Raw genomic sequence first — 23,648 nt, forward strand, 5'->3', positions numbered from 1 at the left:
AGCTGTCTAGTATCTCAATATAAGCCAGCCAATTCACTCTTCAGAATACAAGAAAAACTAGAAATAAGATTGAAAAAGAGCGATACGTAAATGTAATTAAATACATTTTACGTATCGCTTCATTCGTGGTAAAATAAGGATGTTAATCGATTGCTATGTCATATATTACCAATTGAGATTGATATTACTCTAAATTGGTTTTAACTGCTATACGGTGCACTTAGAATCACTGAACCGCGTGCAGGCACTTCAATCGATTGACCCGTATGATCAGGATCGAGCAGATTGGTTACTTGTAGATCGTTCAGTTCTACAGTAGCTGCTTCAGCATTATGGTTGAGTAAGAAAATGAATTGTTCGCCGTTTTTGACACGTCGTCCAGCTTCTACACCGGCTGGGGTGTCTAGAACAGGTTGAATTCCTTTTTGATCAGCTACAAATTTCATAAGACCAGCAATAAACGCTTCTTCTCCATCGGAAGCGATATACCATGCTTCTCCTTTGCCGTACGTATTACGGGTAAGCACAGGCATTCCTTTATAAAAGTCATCACCATAGTGGGCAAGAACTTCGGCACCTTCGGTATGAAGCAAATCGCAGAGCATTCCGCATTCATAATCGCCGCTTAGATCGCCTAATGATTGATTCATTACAATCTGGTTCCGCATCGTAGGAAGTAGAGCGTCTGTTTCTTCTACCCAGATGCCAAGCAGTTTGCGTAGCTCGCCAGGATAACCACCAAGTGCAACCAGATCACTCTCGCCTACAATGCCGCTAAAGAATGTGGTGACAAATGTGCCTCCATTTTGCGTAAATTGTTCTAGTTTATCGGCTAGACCTGGTTTGACCATGTACAGAACAGGAGCGATGACCAGCTCATATGCGCTAAGATCAGAATCTACGCCAACTACATCGACCTGAATATTACGGTTATAAAAGGCTTTGTAGTATTTATGTATCTGATCTACATATTTGAGCGCAATTGTTGGCCCACTTGATTTCTCAATCGCCCACCAGTTGTCCCAATCAAACAGTATAGCAACTTTGGATTCAATACGCGAATCAAGCAAAGTATCACCCAATGTCTGAAGTTCGCTACCCAGTGCTGCTGTTTCGCGGAAAACACGAGTGTTGGAATGACCTACATGCTCAATCACAGCGCCATGGAACTTTTCACATGCACCTGCTGAACGGCGCAGTTGGAAAAACATAATCGTATCTGCACCATGAGCAACGGCTTGATAGCTCCATAAGCGCATTACACCCGGACGTTTGAGCGAATTGTAAGCTTGCCAGTTTTGTTGACTAGGCGTTTGTTCCATAAGCATAAATGGATCACCATTTTTGATACCACGCATCAGATCATGTGCAAGAGCGGTATAACTTACAGGTGTATCGAGCCCTGGATAGTTATCCCATGAGATAATGTCCATTTGTTTTGCCCATTTAAAATAATCTAAAGGCTTGAAAAAGCCCATCAAGTTTGTCGTAATCAGCGCATCTGGAACAACACTTTTAATCGCATCATACTCTAGTTGATAACATTCGAGCATGCTGTCCGAGTTGAAGCGGGAATAATCAAGAGACATCCCTTGAAAGTTCGTATTATCGTCTCCCCATTCTTCGCTTAGATTACTTGGCAATACAATTTCATCCCAGTCATAGAACGTATGACCCCAGAAAGAAGTGTTCCAGGCTGTATTTAATGCATCTAGCGTCTGGTAACGTGTTTTGAGCCAGACACGAAAAGCCCGTTCACAGTTGTCGCAATAACAATCGCCACCGTATTCGTTAGATACATGCCAGACCACAATAGCTGGATGATCTTTGTAGCGTTCTGCAAGTCGACTAGCAATCTCTGTCGAGTATTTACGATAAGTTGGACTGTTAGGGCAAGAGTTATGACGACCACCGAATTTGCGTTTTCTGCCGTCTTTGTCGGTACGTAATACATCAGGATACTTTTTCGCCATCCATGCCGGATGAGCAGCCGTACTTGTGGCAAGGCAGGTATAGATACCGCTTTCATAAAGGCTATTAATCAACTCATCTAACCATTCAAATTGATAATGAACCTCATCGGGTTGATTGCGTGCCCAAGAGAATACATTGACTGTGGCGATATCGATTCCTGCTTGTTTAAATAGTTGTAAATCTTCTTGGTGAGTCTGTTGATCCCATTGCTCAGGATTATAATCACCACCGTAAAAAATTTTAGGAAGTTTGCTGCTAATCATGACTGTCACTCCTTGTATAAGAATAACTCTATAGTAATTCAACTCGTTCCCTTATAAAATATAATAAAATGCGCTTAGTATATAAAAATATGGAGATTGGAAGTGAAAAATATGTACGTAACTATACCTGACCGCCGTTTTTTTACAGAGCTCAGAGACTTACAGTTACCTATTCATATGGAGAGTATCGGGTACAATGCTGATCAAGAATCGATTGATCGTCCAGACGGGTATCCTTGTTATCATTGGATTCAAGCGGTAAATGGAGAAGGCGAGCTTTATTTTGGCGGAACCAGCTATACGGTCAAAGCAGGATCAGGTGTATTACTGGCACCCCGAGATGCTCATGGATATCGTCCAATAAGCGGAGTATGGGAGACAGCTTATTTAACATTTGGTGGCCCGCAATCTCTTGCGATTGTATCTACACTCGGGTTATCGCATTCAGCTTATTATGAATGGGATCGTGGATGTGAATTAGAGACTTTTGCTAGTGGTCTATTGGGACAGATTCGTAGTGATCGTGATCTATCCGGTCTGGATACCAGTTCAGATCTATATCGCTTTTTAACATTGCTCAAAAAGCATGGACGTGTAAACAATCTTCCTTCGTTATCGCATACAGTCGAACGACTCAAGCCATTGATGTCATTTATGGAATCTCATTATGACGATCCTAATATCGGGCTTGAAGATATGGCAGATCAAGTAGGCGTAAGTGCAAGGCATTTGAATACATTATTCCGACAGACATTCGGTATGACCGCGTATGCGTATTTTATTTTACTACGTATTCGTAAAGCCAAAGAACTGATGACACTTTATCCACGAATGACGATCAAAGAAGTGGCAGGTCAGGTAGGATTTAGAGATTCCAGTCATTTTGTAGCTACATTCCGTAGATTAGAGGATGTAACGCCTGAACAATTTCGTAATTTGTATTAAATATAACTTCTACTGCATGTAAGTTGGAGTGGATGTGAGTTCGAGGCAATCTATAAATGACATTAATATTTGTCTAATCAATGAATCATGAAGCGGATAGGTCCGGTCTGCTTCAATTATTGAGTTGATTTTATTAAGCGCTTACAATATATTGATAACCAGTGTGATATCAGAAAGGGGATAATCAGGTGAGTGTAGAAAAGATATGGATTGATGTAGAAGAAGATATAAATACTACAGAAGAAAAAGCTTATTTGTTACCATTTATAGTGGATTCTTCAGATAGTGTGGTTATTGTATTGCCAGGTGGAGGATATGAACATCGTGCAGATCATGAAGGCGCGCCTGTCGCACAGTGGTTAAATGAACATGGTATTTCTGCTTTTGTACTTCATTATCGTTTATCACCAAAACAGCAACGTATTCCGTTAGAAGATGGTAAACGTGCTATTCGTTATGTTCGGGCACATGCGGCTGAATATGGAATCGATCCGTCCAAAATAGGGATATTGGGATTTTCAGCAGGTGGTCATTTAGCAGCTATTACCGGTACGGTGTATGAAGAACAATCGATAACTGTAGCAGGAATCACTCAATCGATCAGTTCGAGACCGGATGCGATGATTTTGTGTTATCCGGTTATTACGATGAAGCACTACGGGCATGAAGGATCTAGATTAGCTCTTTTAGGATCAGATGCTTCAGAGGAACAGATAGCTGGTTATAGTGCAGAGCAACGTGTTACCGCACAGACCCCGCCTACATTTATCTGGCACAATACAGATGATGATGTAGTACCTGTACAAAATAGTTTACAGATGGCACTGGCTTTAGAACAGCATCATGTTCCATTTGAATTACATATTTATGAGAGTGGCGGACATGGGCAGGGGCTTGCTTTGGAACACCCAGTTATGGGAAACTGGACCAAGCAATGTATGATTTGGCTTCAACGTCAAGGTTGGTAATCTATACACTAGCCGATGACCCTATTTTTGTCAGTGTAGAGGAGATGGATAGAGATGAAAATTGAAAAAAACAGCACATTATTGATGATTGGTGACTCGGTTACAGATTGTGGACGCGGTCGACCTGTAGGGCAATACTGGGAGATTGGCAATGGGTATGTGTCTTTAGTCGATTCTCTTTTGCAAACGGTTTATCCTGATTATAATATTCGTGTTCTTAATACAGGAACGAGTGGAGATCAAGTCAAACATCTCAAAGAACGCTGGGAAGAAGATGTGTTCAAACATGATCCAGATTGGGTATCTATTATGATCGGGATCAATGATGTATGGAGACAATTCAGTCATCCGCTAGAAACCGATTGGCATGTATATTTAGAAGAATATGAACAGACTTTGCGTGAACTGGTACAACAGACGTTACCGAAAGTAAAAGGATTGGTTTTAATGACTCCTTATTACTTATCGACAACGACTGAAGATCCGATGCGTGCCACAATGGATGTATACGGGGAAGCAGTGAAGCGAATTGCGCAAGAAACAGGAGCGATCTTTGTCGATACTCAGGCAGCTTTTGACGCATTATCCGCTTATGTATATCCAGCTTCATTATCCAATGGATGGGATCATGTTCATCCGAATCAAAATGGACATTTAGTGCTTGCTCGTTCATTCTTGCAAGCTGTTCAATACGATTGGAACCGTTCTACGACATAATGGAAATGTAAGGAGTGATACTTATTAAGACCTATACAGCAAATATCGTAATCGATGCCAAAGCCAAATTAGGTGAAGGGCCAAGTTGGGATCAATCATTTGGACGATTATTATGGGTAGATATCGAAGGATATCAATTGCATATTTATGATCCATCTACTCAGCAAGATCGTACAGTAGATGTGGGGGAACATATTAGTGCCGTAGTGCCTTATTTGGAAAATGAAGTGATTGTCGCACTGATTAGTGGTCTGTATCGCTTCAATATTCAGACAGGTGAGAAAATCTTGATTCATGATCCTGAAGAAGGTAGACCGGGTAACCGATTTAACGATGGAAAATGCGATCCAGCAGGGCGTTTTCTTGCAGGAACAATGAGTTTGAATGGAGAATCAGAGCAAGGCGCATTTTACAGCTTGAGTACAGAGGGCAATGTTTCTTTGCTAATAGATGAAGTGTCTACGTCTAATGGATTAGCATGGAGTGCAGACCATAGCACTTTATATTATATTGATACACCAACACTTGAAATTGTATCTTTTGATTATGATGTGCAAGAAGGTACAATTTCGAACAAACAAGTGATTGCTACAGTAGATGAAAGTGAAGGATACCCTGACGGAATGACGATCGATGCAGAAGGTATGTTATGGGTCGCTCGTTGGGGAGGTCAACGTGTCTCACGTATTGATCCGACCAGTGGAGAAGTCATAGGTGAAGTATCGTTACCTGTAAATTGTGTGACTTCTTGTGCTTTTGGCGGTGAACATCTGGATGAACTGTATATCACTACAGCGCAAGATGATAGCGAAGATCAACCTTTAGCAGGCGGGTTATTTATGGTTAAACCGGGTGTAAAAGGCATGCCTACTATTGCTTTTAATCAGGGGCAGCGTGCAACTAGTCTTGAGCAATCTATATCGTAATAGTAAATATTCTATAAAAACAGCGCAAAAAGCTTCAATCGATCGAGACTGAAGCTTTTTGCGTTGTTCCCAAGTCTGTGTACTACAGACAAGGCTACATATTCCGCAGAAATAGAAGAACAGAAAATGATCTTAACTTCTTTTAAGCGCGAATATCTAGTGATCCTCCCAAATTCGGGTGAGGTGCTTGTTTGAGCATTTCTGCCATCTGTTGACCTTGTTGTTCAGCCATGTCTTTAGATAACGAAAGTACTTTGATACCTACAGCTTGCGAAAGCGAGCTTTGGCTCATTGCCGTGGATAATGAAGCGATATCCATGATAGGACCTCCTTTCGTTGCCTTTATTGGATGAGAAGGCATACCTAATATATATCGGACAACTTTTTCAAAATATAAATGAAAAGTATAGAAATTTAATCTTATTTTCAGGCAATCATCAGATTAATTTCATCTGGAGTGGTTAAGATACATGCATACCCCTTTTGAAATAAATATAAATATAGACCCTGTCGGTGATCGGCAGGGTTCTTTTTTTGTATATTTATGTAAGGTAAATGTTAACTATACATAAAATGTAATCTGAATTGAAGGGCATTATTAAATATTACTCACAATTTATGTTTGTTAAATTTACATAAACCTATTTTAAAAATCACAAATGTAAGTTAAAATAATCTCAGTTCTTATATTATTTAAATAAAAAATGGAAGGAAGTTGATGTATGAAAAAGATTTTGTTTACAGCTATGACGTTTATGATGTTGGTTACGATGTCGGTTTTATTTCAAGGCGAGGGCAAAATACATAATACGGTATACGCAGCAGCAGCCTATGATTACACGCTTACTTTTCCAACCAGTCGTTACCCTGAAACAGCAGATCATATCAAAGATGCCATTGCAGATGGACATTCTGATGTCTGTACGATTGATCGTGATGGAGCAGACCAACGACGTGAAGATTCTTTAAAAGGAGTACCTACTAAGTCCGGTTATGATCGTGATGAATGGCCAATGGCGATGTGTCTGGAAGGCGGAACAGGAGCAGATATCCGTTATGTGACCCCGTCCGATAATCGTGGAGCAGGTTCTTGGGTCGGCAACCAACTCACCAAATATCCAGATGGAACCAAAGTGAAATTCATAGTGCAATAATCAACTTTAGATGTCATATGTATACTTATTTTAAAATACAAAAAGTCCCTACAGTCATTGTAGGGGCTTTTCAATTTATATATCGCTATATCTATTACTATATTATCCTGCTGATCTAAGCCTAGGATACATTCCTTTTGAACCATAGACATGATATGATACGATAGCTTTGTACATCGTAGAACTAACATATGAGGAAAAAATAGACTGTGCTACGAAATATTATAAAGACAGGTGAGCGTAAGATGAGAGTCATATCAGGTAGTGCCAAAGGACGTCCATTAAAAGCTGTACCCGGTAATGGAACACGTCCGACAACAGATAAAGTTAAAGAATCAATTTTTAGTATTATTGGACCTTATTTTGATGGTGGTAAAGTATTAGACCTTTTTGCAGGTACAGGTGGTCTGGGGATCGAAGCACTCAGCCGTGGTATAGAGCAAGGGGTATTTATAGATTTGGAACATAAAAGTATCGAAGTGATTCGTGGCAATCTACAAGCAACAGGGTTAACGGAACAAGCAGAAGTGTACCGTAATGAAGCAGGACGTGCGCTCAAAGTATTAGCCAAGCGCGAAGCTACATTTGATCTCGTTTTTCTTGATCCTCCTTATAAAATGAAAAATGGTATTGAACTGATGAACGAAATGCATGAACGTGGATTGTTAGCGCCAGCCGCCACGATTGTTTTGGAATATGAGGCAGGTCATGATTATCCACAAGAAGTAGAACATTTTGTAGGTATTCGTCATGCAGTATATGGAGAAACAGCGATTAATGTATACGAATATGAGCCACAACAACAGGGAGGACAACCATCTCATGAGTGAACATATCACCAAGTCCCATCTAGCCGTATATCCAGGCAGTTTTGACCCTGTTACGATGGGACACATGGATATTATTCATCGCGCTGCTAAACAGTTCGATCATCTGGTTGTAGCCGTTCTAAACAATATGAGCAAAAAGCCCTTATTTAGTGTAGAAGAACGGGTCGAATTGTTAAAAGAAGTTACTGCCGATCTACCCAATGTGACGATTGAAAGTTTTCGCGATCTGTTAGCGAATTACATACGTGAACGCCAAGCACAGGTGATTGTACGCGGTATTCGTTCAGTGACTGATTTTGAGTATGAATTACAGATGGCTTCAATCAATCGTGAACTCAATCCTGATGCAGAAACGATTTTTATGATGACCAATCCAAAATATTCTTATTTAAGTTCTAGCGTGGTCAAAGAGATTGCTCGCTTTAATGGAAAAGTATCTGACTTTGTACCTCCTATTATAGAGCAATATTTAAAGCAAAAATTCAGTCAAGGACCGGATAGCGAGTAACTAGATTGCCAATATGGAATTGAAAACATAAGCATGGGATAATAAGAGTAGCCATGAATATAGGCTGTAAAAGAATCAAAGGAGCGAAAACCATGCCTGGCCGATTATTAAAATCCCCGATGAGTCGCAAACAATCTTTGTTGTATATCATCTGTGTTGTTATTCTTGTGTATGTGCTTGTGTATATGCCAACACCTTATATGATCAATGGACCTGGTAGCGCAGATGAACTGAAGCCGATTGTCAGTGTGACAGGTGGACAGAACGATGAAAAAGGAACATTTATGCTAACGACTATCTCTGTAACATATGCTAATACAGCGATGCTGATTGCTTCTTTGTTTGATTCTAACGAAGAAATTGTCCGCAAAACGATCCAGAGTAATCGTGCTGAATACGAAGCAGAGCAGTTGTATTACATGAGTAGTTCACAATCTTATGCGATCGCTGCTGCCTACAAAAAAGCAGGTATTCCTTATCGTGTACAGCCGCAATATGTATTTGTGGTCAGTGTACCGGATACGAATACAACGATTCATGCAGGAGACAAATTCGTCTCTATCGATGGTCAATCGATTACTTCTTTTGAACAGTTGGAACAAGTCTTAAAAACTAAAAAAGACGGTCAGCAAGTGAAAGTGGTGCTAGAACGTGCAGGCTCTCAAGTCACCGAACAAATTGGACTAACCCAATTTAAAGATAGTCAGGGACAAACACGTGTCGGATTTGGCGTATCGATCGGAGAAGTGCAAAAAATTGCGCCTGAGGATGCCAGACATGAAGTCAATTTTGCCAATACGAATATCGGTGGGCCTTCGGCTGGATTGATGTTTACTTTAGAAATCTATAATCAATTAACAGCAGGGGATTTGACCCGAGGACATCGTATTGCAGGTACAGGAACGATTAATCCTCAAGGTCAAGTGGGAGAAATTGGTGGTGTTCAGCACAAAGTAGTCGCTGCTCAGCAAGCAGGAGCTACTATTTTTCTAGTGCCTCAAGGCAATTATGCAGATGCCAAAGCACAGTTATCCAAAATGAAATCCTCTATGCAATTGATTCCTGTCAGTACTTTGGATGATGCACTAAAAGCGTTAAATACATTATCTACTTCGTAATATTAATTTGGATTGTACATGTCTATACTCTTATCGGAGAACGTTGATAATCCGAATATAAATAAGAAGATTGTTGCGCCGCAAAGCAAGAAGCTTGAATCGCGGAAGCACGAATATCTAGTTCCATATGAGGATGATCGGTATCTGTTGGTCGTGTAATCACCGGCAGAGAAGCGGTCTTTTTCATTTGCCGTAATAATTCTCTACCTGTATTGGTAAAGCCTAGTACACGAATATAGCCGGGTCCTTTTTTCAAATTAGCAGTATTTAATACAGATGTCGTATGACCTAATAGCAAGTGAGCGATAAGCCGTTGTAATCGGGTATACGTATAACGTTTGGTTTTGAGTGCTGTAATCAGATCGGTAATACTGCAATTTTGCAAAGTAGGTAATTTTTTTTTGAAGCGGTATTCCAAGCCTTCACTCATATCGTAATACTGTGCCAATTGTTCAGGTGAATGAGTTGTAATCATTTGAAATAAAGATTGCCATAGTTGATTAAGCTCTACAGCACCTCGTCCTGCTGCAACTTCACGCTGAATAATACTCATCGTAGTCTCTGGCAAATACGAAGAGGCTTGCTGATCATTATTAAGAAGTAACTGACGTACCGCTGTAGCACTTGCAATTTGATGATGAGTCGGTTGCAGATCATGATACTGAGATTGTTCGCGCTGGATCGTAGCAGGAACAATCGAACTATGTAGACGATTAAGCGCAATAATATATTGAAGTCCGAGTGTATTATTAGGTTGTGCTAACAAAGATGCGGCTTGATCTGGTATACTATAGAGACGGGCTACTGCTTGACCAAGCGCTCGAGGATAGCTCATGCCTTCTTTGAGACTATTCTGTATCAACAGACGCAGTTCAGGTGATTCATTCGTTAGCAGGTCAGCTAAAGCCTGTAATTGGGAGAGCGAACCAGACTCACTGCCGAATACGAGTGAATGTACGATTCCAGTATGTTCAAGAAGTGATACAGCTCCATAAGCGAACCATTCAGCAGGTTGTACTGTATAAGCAGAAGGCAGTTCGATTACCAGATCGCAGCCAGCTTGTAATGCCATTTCTGTGCGTGCCCATTTGTCAAAAATAGCCGGTTCACCACGTTGTGTGAAGCCACCGCTCATCACAGCTACAATAGCATCAGCTTGTGTGTGTTCGCGCGTTTTTTGCAAATGAAGTAAATGTCCGTAATGAAGCGGGTTGTATTCAACAATAATTCCTGCGACTTTCATAGGTAGGCTCCTTTATCAAATTTCAAGCTTTCAGATCGAATATAGGTATAAGTATAAACGAAAATAGGTGTTAACCAAAATACCTTAACAAATATTCATTGACAAAGCTTGCGTATAATCGGTATAATAATTTTTGTTTGTTTGGAGTGATAATGATGCAATTTCAATTTAGAAAATTGGCGCAAAGCGATCAACCGATAGAGTTTCATGACACGCTTGACATGAGTTCCATTTTAAAGGAACATAGCGATGTTCTGTCTTATACACCTCTCCAAGTAGATGTGAAAGCGGCGCAAAGAGTCAATGAAGTGGTTGATGTACAAGGAACACTGAAACTTGACTTACAGATGGCGTGTGTACGTTGTCTGAAGCCTGTGGATTTGAACTTACAGTTCAAGATTCAGGAAGAATTCAAGCATGGTGAAGAACCAGAAGATGTAGCAGAAGACGACGATACGCTGTATGTGAATACAGATACTGTTGACCTAGCTCCATATATGGAACAAGCTGCTGTACTTGAACTTCCACCTGGAGTATTATGCAGTGAAGACTGCAAAGGTCTTTGCCCGACATGCGGAGTCAACCTGAACGAGCAGGATTGCGGTTGTGACAACACACCTATCGATCCTAGAATGGCAGGACTCAAAGATTTCTTTAAGTGATTTAATGATCATGTAATATGTTCATTGGATAAGATTGATTAGATGAAGGAGGTGGGAACAATGGCAGTACCTCAACGGAGAACTTCCAAAACACGTCGTGACAAACGTCGTACACATTTTAAATTGGCAGTACCTGGTTTGGTGAAATGCGAGCAATGCGGAGAAATGAAATTGGCTCACCGCGTTTGCAAAGTATGCGGAACATACAAATCAAGAGAGATTATCAAACAATAGTCTTTCACAAAGGTAGTACTTCATCTTTTGGTGAAGTACTATTTTTTTGTATGTAGACTTTTATCTATACAACACAATGTTCACAGAAAAAAGAAGTTTGGACTATAACCTAGACCAGGCACTTTCTTTTTGGTGCAATATGCTTTATACTACATTCTTAGTACCAGGTTCTAAAAAATGAATAACAACTAAAACCACATAGGTTTACATATATTATGAATTGTAATAAACAATATAGAGATTATAGTTGGTATGTTCTATAACTATTCTAAATCTGTGTGCGATATGCGTAACACCAAGGAGGTGCGTAGCCATCGAACGTTTGCCCAAACGGCAGCGACAACAACGGCTCGTGAAGATTATCGAAGAGAATCCGTTTGTGACTGATCAAGAATTAACCAGACAACTAAAAGTCAGTATTCAGACGATTCGTCTGGATCGAATGGAACTCGGAATACCGGAGTTGCGCGAGCGAATGAAGTTGATGGCTGAGCGCTCCTACGATCAGGTAAAATCACTTCCTCTAGATGAAGTCATCGGAGATGTTGTTGATCTGCAACTCGACAAAAGCGGAATTTCAATTTTTGAAATTCGTGAAGAACATATATTTTCTCGTACACAGATTGCACGTGGACATCATATTTTTGCACAGGCGAATTCATTAGCAGTAGCGGTTATTAACGATGCGATTGCTTTGACAGCATCGGCAGATATTCGTTTTGTTCGTTCGGTTCATCTAGGTGAAAAATGTATTGCCAAAGCATACGTACAATCAAACCCTTCACGCAAAGGAAAAGCTAAAGTAGAAGTGCTGACCTATGTTGGTGAAGAAATGGTATTTCAAGGAAACTTTACGATCTATCGATCAGACGGTGAAGAACAGCATGAAGGAGGAGTAGATCATGATAATCGCCATTGATGCGATGGGCGGAGATCACGCTCCAGACAGCAATGTATTAGGTGGTCTAGAAGCCGCCAGAGAATGGCAAGATACCGAGATCATTCTAGTAGGAGACGAATCTCGTATCCGGGCACTACTTACAGAGATTCCATCCAATTTAAAAATAGTACATACGACTGAAATCATTGAAGCTGAAGATGAGCCTGTCAAAGCGGTTCGTCGCAAAAAAGACGCTTCGATGGTGGTAGCAGGTCGTATGGTCAAAGAAGGCAATGCTCAAGCGATGATCTCAGCAGGGAATACAGGTGCACTGATGACAACAGGTCTACTGGTTGTCGGTCGTATCAAAGGCATCGAACGTCCTGCGCTTGCACCTATGATTCCAACGATTGATGATGGCGGAACACTTGCGCTTGATCTTGGAGCCAATATGGATGCTAAGCCAGAACATCTAGCACAGTATGCGCTGATGGGAAGCATTTACAGAGATAAAGTTCATGGTATTTCTAATCCGCGTGTAGGATTATTAAACGTAGGTACAGAAGCGAACAAAGGAAATGAATTAACCAAAGAAGCGTATCCGTTACTAGAAGCATTGCCTATTAATTTTGTAGGCAATGTAGAAGCACGTGATGTACTTAATGGTGTATGCGATGTACTGGTCTGTGATGGTTTTGCAGGAAATATTATGTTAAAGTCACTTGAAGGTACAGCATCCGCTATGTTCTCGCTGCTCAAGCAACAATTTAGCAAGTCGCTAAAAACGAAGATTGGAGCAGCATTATTGATGCCTGAACTTCGCGGTCTAAAAAGCAAGCTGGATTACAAAGAGCACGGAGGCGCTCCTCTGCTAGGATTGAACGGGCTTGTTCTCAAAAGTCATGGTTCATCTGATGCCGGAGCCATTAAGCATGCTGTTCGTCAAGCTAGAATAGCGATCAGCAATCAGTTAGTTGAAAATATATCTAAAGAAGTTATACAATAAGCATCTTGCGTCATGTTTTATCCATCCCCACCGTAATGACATGGAATGAAAACGATGAGGAAATTAGTGGGAAGAGAGTGACACCAATGATTAATGTTTTACCTATCGGAATTATCGGAACAGGAAAATATGTTCCTGAAAAAATATTAACAAATGCTGATCTTGAAAAAATGGTAGAAACGAATGACGAATGGATTGTCAGTCGTACAGGTATTCGTGAACGTCATATTGCAGCTCCTGAGCAAGCAACTTCTGATTTGGCGTATGAAGCAGCCCTCAAAGCATTAGAATCAGCAGGTATGGATGCAACAGAATTGGATTTGATTGTTGTAGCTACGATTACACCGGATACGTTTTTCCCGTCAACCGCTTGTATTTTGCAAGATAAATTAGGTGCAAAAAACGCGGCGGCTTTTGATTTATCAGCAGCTTGTTCTGGATTTGTCTATTCATTAGCATCTGCAACGAGTATGTTGCAAATGGGTTTATATAAAAATGCGCTTGTTATCGGAGCAGATACACTATCTCGTATTACAGATTATACGGATCGTAACACTTGTGTATTGTTCGGTGATGGTGCTGGAGCAGTTATTATCGGTGAAGTAGGCGAAGGTCGTGGTTTCAAATCATTCGATCTAGGCGCTGAAGGTTCTGGTGGCGAGTTGTTGACAATGCCAGCCGGTGGTTCACGTTTACCAGCTTCAACAGAAACGTTAAGCAATAATCAACATTACATTCGTATGGGTGGACGTGAAGTATTCAAATTTGCTGTTCGTGTTATGGGTTCAGCAACAGATGAAGTCCTTCGCAAAGCTGGAATGACCAAAGACGATATCGATATCTTAATTCCGCATCAAGCGAATATTCGTATTATTCAATCCGCAATGAATCGTCTGGAATTATCAGAAGATCGTGTCATGATTAATGTAGACAAATACGCGAATACATCGGCGGCTTCCATTCCGCTTGCATTGGTAGAAGCGGTAGAATTAGGACGTATCAAAGAAGGCGACCGTGTAGTCATGGTTGGTTTTGGTGGCGGTCTGACTTGGGGCGCATCCGTATTAGTCTGGTAAGGATATATATTGGACGAGTAGAAGTAATAGGGAGGAGATTATTCCTATGGGTAAAATAGCATTTGTATTTCCAGGTCAAGGTGCGCAAAAAGTAGGTATGGCAAAAGATGTACATGATGCACTACCTCAAGCCGCACAATTATTCAAAACAGCTGATCAAACACTAGGTTTTAGTATCAGTGAGCTTGCTTTTGAAGGACCGGAAGAGCAATTAAAACAAACAGCGAATACACAACCTGCTTTGTTAACAGCTAGTATTGCTTTACTGGAAGCTTTGAAATCTAAAAATATTACACCTGATTATGTAGCAGGACATAGTCTTGGTGAGTATAGCGCTCTTGTAGCAGCTAATGCTTTAGATTTTGAAGAAGCGGTGGCGATTGTTCGTGCACGCGGACAATTTATGGAACAAGCCGTACCATCCGGTCAAGGAGCTATGGCAGCCGTACTTGGAGCAGAACGTGAACCTTTAGCAGCATTATGTGCTGAAATTTCGGCTACAGGGCATGCTGTTGAACTTGCGAATGTGAACTGTCCTGGACAGATTGTAGTATCCGGTTCGGTAGAAGGCGTTAACGCTGTATCTGCAAGAGTCAAAGAAATTGGTGGCAAGCGCGCGATCATGCTTGAAGTCAGTGGGCCTTTCCATTCTTCATTGATGAAGTCAGCAGCAGATCAATTGTCTGAACGTTTGCAGTCGGTATCTTTCCGCGATGCTACAGTGCCTGTAGTGGCGAACGTTACAGCAACAACCGTTACCACAGCAAGCGAGATTCAAGCATTACTGGTAGAACAGGTATACTCTCCTGTATTATGGGAAGATAGTGTTCGCTTTCTGATCAATGAAGGTGTGGATACTTTTATCGAAATTGGTCCTGGGAACGTATTGACAGGATTGATCAAAAAAATAGATAAAAATGTACGCTTGATTAATATAAGCAGTCTGGAAAGTATAGAAGCACTTCAAGTGGAAGTATAATCTTCCCTCCAGAAGCCGGATCAGATGATTCATTTGAAAAGGAGATGCGTATGTTATGAGTAAGCCACTTCAAGGACAAGCTGCTTTGGTTACAGGAGCTTCACGAGGAATAGGTCGTAGTATTGCGCTTGCACTAGCAGAAGCTGGAGCAGATATCGCAGTCAACTATGCAGGTAGTGAAGATGCTGCTAACGAAACGGTACGTCTGATCGAAGAATTAGGTGTCAAAGCTTTTGCAGTTCGCGCCAATGTAGGTATTGCTGCGGAAGCAGAAGCAATGGTCAAACAAGTTAATGAAACATTTGGTAAAATCGACATTTTGATTAATAATGCAGGTATTACCCGTGATAACCTGATCATGCGAATGAAAGAAGACGAATTTGATCAAGTGATTGAGACGAACCTCAAAGGCGTATTCAATTGCCTCAAAGCGGTGACTCGTCCCATGATGAAACAACGTTACGGTCGCATTATTAATATTTCTTCTGTAGTTGGTGTACTAGGTAACCCTGGTCAAGCTAACTATGTCGCAGCCAAAGCAGGTGTGATTGGTTTAACCAAAGCATCGGCAAAAGAATTAGCTTCACGTGGCATCACAGTGAATTGTGTGGCGCCCGGATTTATTGCAACAGATATGACGGATGAACTGAGTGAAGAACTGCGTAACAAAATGCTAGAAGGGATTCCGCTTGCACGTCTCGGTCAACCCGAGGAAATTGCATCGGTTGTTTCTTTCCTGGTATCACCAGCAGCTTCTTACATGACAGGGCAGACGCTTCATGTGGATGGCGGTATGTACATGTAAAAGAAGTACAATATCCCTTTTAGGGATATGTGGCTTTTTGCGTGTGATTTTCGTATAATACTTTGGAAGAGGAGGTGAAACGGATGTCTGATGTTTTGGATCGTGTAAAACGCATCGTTATTGACCGTTTGGGAGCTGACGAAGCTGAAATTAAATTAGAATCATCTTTTAAAGATGATCTTGGAGCAGATTCGCTTGATGTAGTGGAACTGGTTATGGAATTGGAAGATGAGTTTGACTTGGAAATTTCTGACGAAGATGCGGAGAAAATTACGACCGTAGGTGAAGTTGTAACTTACATACAATCTCATACCTAAGGCTTAACAAAAGTCCCGTTACCTGCTTGTTAGCGGGCCGGGACTTCTCCTCATTTTGGCGTCTTTTGTCTTTTGGATGGAACAAAAAATATACACATGCAGTCGATATAGAGGTGAATGTGTTTGAAGCATAGAGTAGTAATTACAGGCTTGGGAGTTATGACTTCCCTTGGTAAAGATAAAGATACATTTTGGAATAATATTATTACCGGTCAATCCGGTGTAAGTACCATTGAAAGTTTTGATGTCAGTGGCTATCCTACGCAAATTGCTGCCGAAGTCAAAGACTTCAATGCAGAAGATTATATGGAACGCAAAGAAGCACGTAAAATGGATCGTTTTGTTCAATTTGCAGAAGCAGCAACTGTAGAAGCATTAAAAGACAGTAAGCTTAATATTGCAGAAGATACTGATCCTGAACGTGTAGGGGTTATTATCGGATCTGGTATTGGTGGTCTAGGAACGTTTGAAGATCAACATGCTATTCTGATGCAAAAAGGACCTAAACGGATTAGTCCGTTCTTTATTCCGATGATGATCGCTAATATGGCTTCTGGTCATGTATCTATTCTTCACGGCGCAAAAGGACCAAACTTGGCTCCTGTAAGTGCTTGTGCAAGTGGTAGTCATGCGATTGGAGATTCATTTAAATTTATCCGTGATGGTGAAGCAGACGTTATGATCACTGGTGGTGCTGAAGCAACGATTCGTCCTTCGGGATTGGGTGGTTTCTGTGCGATGCGTGCGATGTCTACACGCAACGATGAAGCAACAACAGCAAGTCGTCCGTTTGATACCGGTCGTGATGGATTTGTAATGGGTGAAGGTTCAGGAATTATGATTCTTGAATCGTTGGAACATGCTCAAAAGCGTGGTGCTCATATCTATGCTGAAGTAATCGGTTATGGATTAAGCGCAGATGCTCATCATATGACAGAGCCTGATCCTGATGGCCCAGCTCGTTGTATGAAAATGGCGATTCGCAGTGCAGGAATTACACCGGAAGATATTGATTATATCAATGCTCATGGTACATCTACTCCTGTAGGCGATAAGTCCGAAACGAAAGCAATCAAATTGGCATTAGGCGATCATGCGTATAACATCGCTGTAAGTTCGACCAAGTCGATGACAGGTCATTTATTAGGAGCAGCTGGTGGTATCGAAGCTGTAATCTGTGCACTATCTTTAGAAAATCAGATTATTGCTCCAACGATCAATTTGCATGATCAAGATCCTGAATGTGATTTAGACTATGTGCCGAATGAAGCGCGTAAAGCAGATTTGAATGTAGTAATGTCCAACTCTTTTGGATTCGGGGGGCACAATGCCTCAATCATCCTGAAGAAATTTGAAGTGTAAGGAGTCAGTTTCTTGAACGGAGATGTGAAACAGCTACAACAGCAAATTCAAATCCAATTTCAAAACCGTCAATTGCTCAAACAGGCGTTCACTCATGCTTCTTATGTGAATGAACATCGGTTTAGTCAGCATCAAGATAATGAGCGTCTCGAATTTTTGGGCGATGCGGTTTTGGAATTGACAGTGTCGGAGTACCTGTACAATGCATATCCTGAGCGTCCTGAAGGTGAACTTACGAAATTGCGTGCAGCGATTGTATGCGAACCTTCGTTAGTGAAATTTGCAGAAGCGCTCGACTTTGGCAGATACGTTTTGCTTGGCAAAGGAGAAGAATTGACAGGCGGACGTCAGCGTCCAGCACTGCTCGCTGATGTTTTTGAATCTTTTATTGGAGCATTATATCTGGATCAAGGCTTAGAAGCTGTGAAGTCTTTTCTAAACGCACATGTATTCTCAGGCATTTCTCCAGGTGGGCAGTTCCAGATGATGGACTTCAAGACCGAGCTTCAGGAATTAACTCAGCATCACAATATGGGAGTACTGGAGTATCGTATTATTGAAGAGAAAGGCCCTGCACATGAGCGGGAGTTTGTCTCGGAAGTATGTATGGGAGAAGAGAGTTTAGGTCAGGGAGCCGGGCGTTCTAAAAAAGAAGCAGAGCAACGGGCAGCTGCCGCGGCATTGAATCGGTTGAAGTTGAAATAACCGTTCTCTTTTCTGACAATTACAGGACAAACAAAGAGCAAAGAGCAGTCACAGCCAGCTTGCGTGAATCAAGAGGCATCGACCGCTTTTTGCTCTTTTTCCATTGATGAAGCAGCAGGTAATTATGCTACAATAGCAGTAGAGGTGAACAACGAACTATGTTCCTGAAAAGAATAGAATTAGCAGGATTTAAATCTTTTGCTGATAAGACAGAAATGGAATTTGTAAAAGGCATTACCGCCGTTGTCGGACCAAACGGTAGCGGTAAAAGTAACATATCTGACGGAATCCGCTGGGTGCTTGGTGAGCAAAGTGCCAAGTCTCTTCGTGGTGGCAAAATGGAAGATATCATTTTTGCAGGTAGCGATAGTCGAAAAGCAGTCAGCTATTCAGAAGTATCGCTGACACTCGACAATGAAGATCAGACATTACCACTTGATTTCGGTGAAGTCACGATTACGCGTCGTGTACATCGTAGTGGAGATAGCGAATATTTGATTAACAAACAATCGTGTCGTCTCAAAGACATCACCGAGTTATTTATGGATACAGGAATCGGAAAAGAAGCGTATTCGATTATCGGGCAAGGACGGATCGAAGAAATACTAAGTACTCGTTCTGAAGATCGACGGGGTATTTTTGAAGAAGCATCTGGTATTGTAAAATACAAATCTCGTAAAAAAGACGCTGTTCGCAAATTAGATGATACCGAGCAAAATTTATTACGTATTTATGATCTTGTGCATGAGCTTGAAGATCAAATAGAACCGCTCAAAGAACAATCGACCAAAGCGATTCATTTTAAAGAACTGAAAGAAGAACTTAAACATAAAGAAATCTCTCTCTATGTTCATGGGATTGAACGGATTCATACAGCTTGGAGTACAGCAAGTGCCAAAATGGCTGAACTGGAAAAAGTACAACAACGACTAGCTAGTGTCGTATCCGGTCATGATGAGAAGCTTGAAAATGAACGTGGTGCTCTACGTGAAGCGGAAGAAGCCGTAGAAACATTACAAGGACTGTTGTTGCAATATAGCGAGCAGACAGAGAAGTCTGAAGGTCTGGGCGAATTACTCAAAGAACGCCGCCTTAATTTAGAGCAAAATCAAAAGCAATTAGGTGTAGCGTTAGAGCGTAGTGAAGAACGTACCAGTCAGCGCACAGATGAAAGTCAACAGCTACAGACCAAATTTGCCACATTGACCAAGCAGTTACATGAACTACAACAAATGATTGCTCAAGAAGAAAATAGTTTGTTGCAGATTAATGGTGGTATTGGACAGCATCAAGAAGAAAGTTTAAAAGGTGAACTTTTAGAATTGATGAATACAATGGCACAAGCTCGTAATGAAATTCGGTATGCTGATCAACAGACAGAGAATACTCAGCGGCGGATGGTACGAGCTGAAAGTGAATCGGGTAAATGGCAGACCGAGAAAAAACGGCTTGAAGATAGCAAAGCCGCTTCTGCGGTACAAACCGATAAGTTGGCTAAAGAAATCGCTAAAGTACGTGTTGATTATATTCAACATAGTGAGCAATTGCATAAATTGCAAAAGTCTGGCGAAGAAATGCAGACAGCTATTCGCAAATGGGAACAGCGCCGTGAAGCGTTGATATCTCGCCGTGATACGATGCAGGAAATGCAAGAAGATTTTGAAGGCTTTATGCTAGGAGTCAAAGAAGTACTCAAAGCTTCACGCAATTCTCAGCTTCAAGGTGTACACGGAGCTGTTGCTGAACTTATTACAGTTCCTGAAAAATTAGAACTGGCTATGGAGACAGCACTAGGCGCTTCCGTACAGCATGTCGTTATGGAAAATGAAGAAGTATCGCGTAAAGCGATCGCTTTTTTGAAGCAACGTCAATTAGGCCGAGCTACATTTTTGCCACTAGATGTTATTCGTCCACGTAAAATGCAAGACAATGACAAACGACTTGCTGAAAATGCAGAAGGTTTTGTCGGTATTGGTGCTGAGCTTGTAGGTTATGATGAGCGTTATGCAGCGATCGTAGGCAGTCTGATCGGTAGTGTAGTTATAGCAGAGACGTTAGAACAAGCCAACCGTATAGCAGGGAAATTAGGTTACCGTTACCGGATCGTTACACTTGAAGGTGATGTGGTGAACGCGGGTGGATCGATGACCGGTGGTAGTCAACACAAAAAGAACAACAATCTACTAGGACGCAAGCGTCAACTTGATCAACTAGAGCATGAGATTGTTGAAAGTGAATCTCAAGTCAAACGTCTACAAAAAGAAATTATCGATGTGCAAAAACGATTGCAAGATCATGAAAATCGTCTGGATCAATTGCGAGCAGATGGTGATCGCAAACGTACAGAAGAACAGCAAGTTGCAGGTGAACTCAAACAAATCGAACATGAGTTACGTCATGTGAATGAACAATATGAATTATACGGGCAAGAGAAAAGCAGTTATACCGAAGAGTTAGCCACTATTGCCAAAGCTCGTAAAGAAGCAGAACAGAAACTGATTGAATTGCAAAAGCAAGAGCAGGCGATTCAAGACGGTATTCAAAATGCAGAAAAAATGCGTAAATCAAATGAGTCTGCTAAAGAGCAACTGCAAGAAAAAGTGACTGATCTCAAAATTCGTGAAGGTAAGCTCAGTCAGGAAATATTTTCGCTGGAAGAGCAGTTGTCTCGTTCACAGGAAGAATCGCAAGATTATGGTCAGGAGTTACAGAGCAATCGTGACCAACTGGCTGTGATTGTCAAAGATTTGGAAAAAAATGAACGAGAACAAAAGCGTCAGCGTGAAGAATTGGAACGTCTACGCCGTAAACGTACAGAGACCAGCGAACAACTAGAGTTAAAACGTGCAGAACGTGCGCGATTACAACAAAAGTTAGAGTTGGAAGAAAACGAAACGCGGGAACAACGAAATGAACTCAAAGTCGTTGAAGATGAACTTCGCAAAATAGAGATTCAAGTCAATCGTCTAGATGTAGAGTTGGAAAATATTCTAGCTAAATTACGCGAAGATTATGAACTCACTTACGAAATGGCAAAAAGAGATTATGAATTACCCGAAGATATCGAGTTCGCTGAAAAAGAGGTACGTCATCTCAAATCTAGAATTACCAACTTGGGTGAAGTCAATCTAGGAGCGATCGAAGAATATCAACGCGTCAATGAACGCTATGAATTTTTAACACTTCAACAAAATGATCTGGTTGAAGCCAAAACAACGCTGTATCAAGTTATTCGCGAAATGGATGAAGAAATGTCCAAACGTTTCAAAGTTACATTCGATGCGATTCGTGGTCAGTTTGGAACGGTCTTCAGTAAATTGTTCGGAGGCGGTCGTGCTGATCTTGTATTGATTGATCCTGATCGTATGCTAGAAACAGGGATTGATATTGTGGCACAACCACCGGGTAAAAAATTGCAAAATCTACAATTACTTTCTGGTGGCGAACGGGCTTTAACTGCGATGGCATTATTATTTGCAATTTTACAAGTCAAACCTGTACCGTTCTGCGTACTGGATGAAGTAGAAGCAGCACTTGATGAAGCGAATGTCGTGCGGTTTGCACAGTATTTAAGAGAGTTTTCAGGACTTACCCAGTTTATCGTAGTCACTCATCGTAAAGGCACGATGGAAGAAGCTGACGTGCTCTATGGAGTCACCATGGAAGAAGGCGGCGTATCGAAGTTAGTCTCGGTCAAATTAGATGATGAAGAAGCAGATATTGCGTAATAATCATTCTTTTTGAACGACAGCATATTCGTATACAGCGATAACGATTGAAGTAACATCAATACCGTTAAGATATCTAACGGGATGTATAGGATCGTTAGATATCTTGATATTAAGCACTTTACACTATAGATCATCTGGAGGAATCTCATGAGCTTTTTTAAAAAGTTAAAAGACAGTATTTCTACAAAAACAGAAACAGTAACCAAACAGTTCCGTGATGGTCTGGAAAAAACGCGTAAAGGGTTTGTCGAAAAAGTATCTGACCTTGTGATTCGTCGCAAAAAAATCGATGAAGAATTTTATGAAGAATTAGAAGAGATCCTAATTGGAGCAGATGTGGGCGTCAACACAGTGATGGAACTGATTGATGATCTTCGTGATGAAGTGCGTATTCGTAGAATCGAAAATGCTGCTGAACTACAACCTGTATTATCTGAGAAATTAACAGGTTTACTTCGTGGAAACGAAAATACAGGCTTAAACATGCAACCAAGTGGAATTACAGTCATTCTATTTGTTGGTGTGAATGGTGTTGGTAAAACAACAACAATTGGTAAAATGGCACACCGTTTCAAACAAGAAGGCAAAAAAGTACTACTGGCAGCAGGAGATACATTCCGTGCCGGTGCTATCGAGCAATTAGAAGTATGGGGTCAACGTGCAGGGGTAGAAGTCATTAAGCAACAATCAGGTTCTGATCCGGCAGCCGTAATGTACGATGCTGTACGTGCAGCTAAGCAACGTGGAGCAGATGTATTGTTATGTGATACCGCAGGACGTTTACAAAATAAAAGTAATCTAATGGATGAGTTGAATAAAATTTTCCGAGTTATTCAACGTGAAATTCCAGACGCTCCGCATGAAGTACTGATGGTATTGGATGCTACAACAGGTCAGAATGCATTAAGTCAGGCTAAATTGTTCGGTGAGAAAAGTGGCGTGACTGGTCTGGTATTGACCAAGTTAGATGGAACAGCTAAAGGCGGAATTGTTGTTGCGATTCGTCAAGAATTAGATTTACCTGTGAAATTTGTAGGTTTGGGTGAGAAGATCGATGATCTACAACCATTTGATAGTGAGCAATTTGTACATGCTCTATTTGCTGGTTTGATTCAAGAAGAGGAAGAGACAGAACAAGCCGACTCTAAAGAGTAAGTAAGAATAGCAAAACTAGCATCTGAATTAGCAACTACGTTATACTAGAAGTATAAGATATATCATTTCAGACAGTAGCCGTCGAACATT

The 23,648-nt window shown here is 41.1% G+C and carries 23 protein-coding genes; 20 read left to right on the forward strand and 3 right to left on the reverse strand.

Going from position 1 to position 23,648, the window contains the following annotated elements; all coding sequences use genetic code 11:
- Positions 1 to 200: 200 nt before the first annotated feature.
- A complete protein-coding gene (locus PQ456_RS08450) occupies positions 201 to 2,237 on the reverse strand; it encodes a beta-galactosidase (RefSeq protein WP_273615729.1) in 2,037 nt (678 codons plus the stop codon).
- Between the two features lie 111 nt (positions 2,238 to 2,348).
- Between PQ456_RS08450 and PQ456_RS08455 the strand changes: the two genes are divergently transcribed.
- From PQ456_RS08455 to PQ456_RS08470, 4 genes are all read left to right on the forward strand, one after another.
- Positions 2,349 to 3,182 (forward strand): AraC family transcriptional regulator, encoded by an 834-nt coding sequence (locus tag PQ456_RS08455; protein WP_204825023.1) that lies wholly within the window; start codon positions 2,349 to 2,351, stop codon positions 3,180 to 3,182.
- 188 nt (positions 3,183 to 3,370) lie between these two features.
- On the forward strand, positions 3,371 to 4,150 hold the full coding sequence (locus PQ456_RS08460) for an alpha/beta hydrolase (protein ID WP_273615730.1): 780 nt from the start codon (positions 3,371 to 3,373) through the stop codon (positions 4,148 to 4,150).
- A 54-nt stretch (positions 4,151 to 4,204) separates the two neighbouring features.
- Positions 4,205 to 4,867: an SGNH/GDSL hydrolase family protein gene (locus tag PQ456_RS08465; protein ID WP_273615731.1), complete on the forward strand. Its 663-nt coding sequence runs from the start codon at positions 4,205 to 4,207 to the stop codon at positions 4,865 to 4,867.
- A gap of 14 nt (positions 4,868 to 4,881) precedes the next feature.
- Positions 4,882 to 5,793 carry an SMP-30/gluconolactonase/LRE family protein gene (locus tag PQ456_RS08470; RefSeq protein ID WP_273615732.1) on the forward strand — a complete coding sequence of 304 codons (912 nt, stop codon included), beginning with the start codon at positions 4,882 to 4,884 and terminating at the stop codon, positions 5,791 to 5,793.
- Between the two features lie 142 nt (positions 5,794 to 5,935).
- Here PQ456_RS08470 and PQ456_RS08475 read toward each other — a convergent pair whose 3' ends face one another.
- On the reverse strand, positions 5,936 to 6,112 hold the full coding sequence (locus tag PQ456_RS08475; RefSeq protein WP_069327434.1) for a YjfB family protein: 177 nt from the start codon (positions 6,110 to 6,112) through the stop codon (positions 5,936 to 5,938).
- Between the two features lie 451 nt (positions 6,113 to 6,563).
- Here PQ456_RS08475 and PQ456_RS08480 point away from each other — a divergent pair, with 451 nt between their 5' ends.
- The 4 genes from PQ456_RS08480 to PQ456_RS08495 all read left to right on the forward strand — a co-directional run bounded on the left by PQ456_RS08480 (position 6,564) and on the right by PQ456_RS08495 (position 9,403).
- Complete coding sequence (locus tag PQ456_RS08480) at positions 6,564 to 6,947, forward strand: NucA/NucB deoxyribonuclease domain-containing protein (protein WP_273616281.1); 384 nt, start codon at positions 6,564 to 6,566, stop codon at positions 6,945 to 6,947.
- Positions 6,948 to 7,171: 224 nt separating this feature from the next.
- Positions 7,172 to 7,777 (forward strand): 16S rRNA (guanine(966)-N(2))-methyltransferase RsmD, encoded by a 606-nt coding sequence (gene rsmD / locus PQ456_RS08485; protein ID WP_420540666.1) that lies wholly within the window; start codon positions 7,172 to 7,174, stop codon positions 7,775 to 7,777.
- Positions 7,770 to 8,285 carry a pantetheine-phosphate adenylyltransferase gene (gene coaD, locus PQ456_RS08490; RefSeq protein ID WP_273615734.1) on the forward strand — a complete coding sequence of 172 codons (516 nt, stop codon included), beginning with the start codon at positions 7,770 to 7,772 and terminating at the stop codon, positions 8,283 to 8,285. The genes rsmD and coaD overlap by 8 nt, the downstream gene beginning before the upstream one ends.
- 92 nt (positions 8,286 to 8,377) lie before the next feature.
- A complete protein-coding gene (locus PQ456_RS08495) occupies positions 8,378 to 9,403 on the forward strand; it encodes a YlbL family protein (RefSeq protein ID WP_273615735.1) in 1,026 nt (341 codons plus the stop codon).
- 22 nt (positions 9,404 to 9,425) lie between these two features.
- Here the strand turns inward: PQ456_RS08495 and PQ456_RS08500 are convergent, their stop codons facing one another.
- Complete coding sequence (locus tag PQ456_RS08500; RefSeq protein WP_273615736.1) at positions 9,426 to 10,646, reverse strand: nucleotidyltransferase; 1,221 nt, start codon at positions 10,644 to 10,646, stop codon at positions 9,426 to 9,428.
- A 221-nt stretch (positions 10,647 to 10,867) separates the two neighbouring features.
- Between PQ456_RS08500 and PQ456_RS08505 the strand changes: the two genes are divergently transcribed.
- The 12 genes from PQ456_RS08505 (at position 10,868) to ftsY (ending at position 23,558) form a co-directional block, all read left to right on the forward strand.
- Positions 10,868 to 11,308, forward strand: a complete 441-nt coding sequence (locus PQ456_RS08505) for a YceD family protein (RefSeq protein ID WP_273615737.1) — start codon at positions 10,868 to 10,870, stop codon at positions 11,306 to 11,308.
- A 60-nt stretch (positions 11,309 to 11,368) separates the two neighbouring features.
- Positions 11,369 to 11,542, forward strand: a complete 174-nt coding sequence (gene rpmF / locus PQ456_RS08510) for a 50S ribosomal protein L32 (RefSeq protein WP_069327428.1) — start codon at positions 11,369 to 11,371, stop codon at positions 11,540 to 11,542.
- Between the two features lie 322 nt (positions 11,543 to 11,864).
- The gene (gene fapR, locus PQ456_RS08515; RefSeq protein WP_204824616.1) at positions 11,865 to 12,461 is read left to right on the forward strand and encodes a transcription factor FapR; all 597 of its coding nucleotides are present in this window, start codon (positions 11,865 to 11,867) and stop codon (positions 12,459 to 12,461) included.
- On the forward strand, positions 12,445 to 13,428 hold the full coding sequence (gene plsX, locus PQ456_RS08520) for a phosphate acyltransferase PlsX (RefSeq protein WP_273615738.1): 984 nt from the start codon (positions 12,445 to 12,447) through the stop codon (positions 13,426 to 13,428). Before fapR ends, plsX begins: the two co-directional genes overlap by 17 nt.
- Positions 13,429 to 13,514: 86 nt before the next feature.
- A complete protein-coding gene (locus PQ456_RS08525; protein ID WP_273615739.1) occupies positions 13,515 to 14,504 on the forward strand; it encodes a beta-ketoacyl-ACP synthase III in 990 nt (329 codons plus the stop codon).
- A 46-nt stretch (positions 14,505 to 14,550) separates the two neighbouring features.
- A complete protein-coding gene (gene fabD, locus PQ456_RS08530) occupies positions 14,551 to 15,483 on the forward strand; it encodes an ACP S-malonyltransferase (RefSeq protein ID WP_273615740.1) in 933 nt (310 codons plus the stop codon).
- A gap of 55 nt (positions 15,484 to 15,538) precedes the next feature.
- Positions 15,539 to 16,288, forward strand: a complete 750-nt coding sequence (gene fabG / locus PQ456_RS08535; RefSeq protein WP_204824612.1) for a 3-oxoacyl-[acyl-carrier-protein] reductase — start codon at positions 15,539 to 15,541, stop codon at positions 16,286 to 16,288.
- 83 nt (positions 16,289 to 16,371) lie between these two features.
- Entirely contained in the window at positions 16,372 to 16,605 is a 234-nt protein-coding gene (acpP, locus tag PQ456_RS08540; RefSeq protein ID WP_069327422.1) for an acyl carrier protein, read from the forward strand.
- A gap of 123 nt (positions 16,606 to 16,728) precedes the next feature.
- Entirely contained in the window at positions 16,729 to 17,967 is a 1,239-nt protein-coding gene (fabF, locus tag PQ456_RS08545) for a beta-ketoacyl-ACP synthase II (protein WP_273615741.1), read from the forward strand.
- Positions 17,968 to 17,979: 12 nt separating this feature from the next.
- Positions 17,980 to 18,672 (forward strand): ribonuclease III, encoded by a 693-nt coding sequence (rnc, locus tag PQ456_RS08550; RefSeq protein ID WP_069327420.1) that lies wholly within the window; start codon positions 17,980 to 17,982, stop codon positions 18,670 to 18,672.
- A 158-nt stretch (positions 18,673 to 18,830) separates the two neighbouring features.
- The gene (gene smc, locus PQ456_RS08555; RefSeq protein ID WP_273615742.1) at positions 18,831 to 22,400 is read left to right on the forward strand and encodes a chromosome segregation protein SMC; all 3,570 of its coding nucleotides are present in this window, start codon (positions 18,831 to 18,833) and stop codon (positions 22,398 to 22,400) included.
- A 150-nt stretch (positions 22,401 to 22,550) separates the two neighbouring features.
- On the forward strand, positions 22,551 to 23,558 hold the full coding sequence (ftsY, locus tag PQ456_RS08560) for a signal recognition particle-docking protein FtsY (protein ID WP_273615743.1): 1,008 nt from the start codon (positions 22,551 to 22,553) through the stop codon (positions 23,556 to 23,558).
- Positions 23,559 to 23,648: the final 90 nt, after the last annotated feature.

The sequence above is a fragment of the Paenibacillus kyungheensis genome, from assembly GCF_028606985.1.
Lineage (GTDB): Bacteria > Bacillota > Bacilli > Paenibacillales > Paenibacillaceae > Saccharibacillus > Saccharibacillus kyungheensis.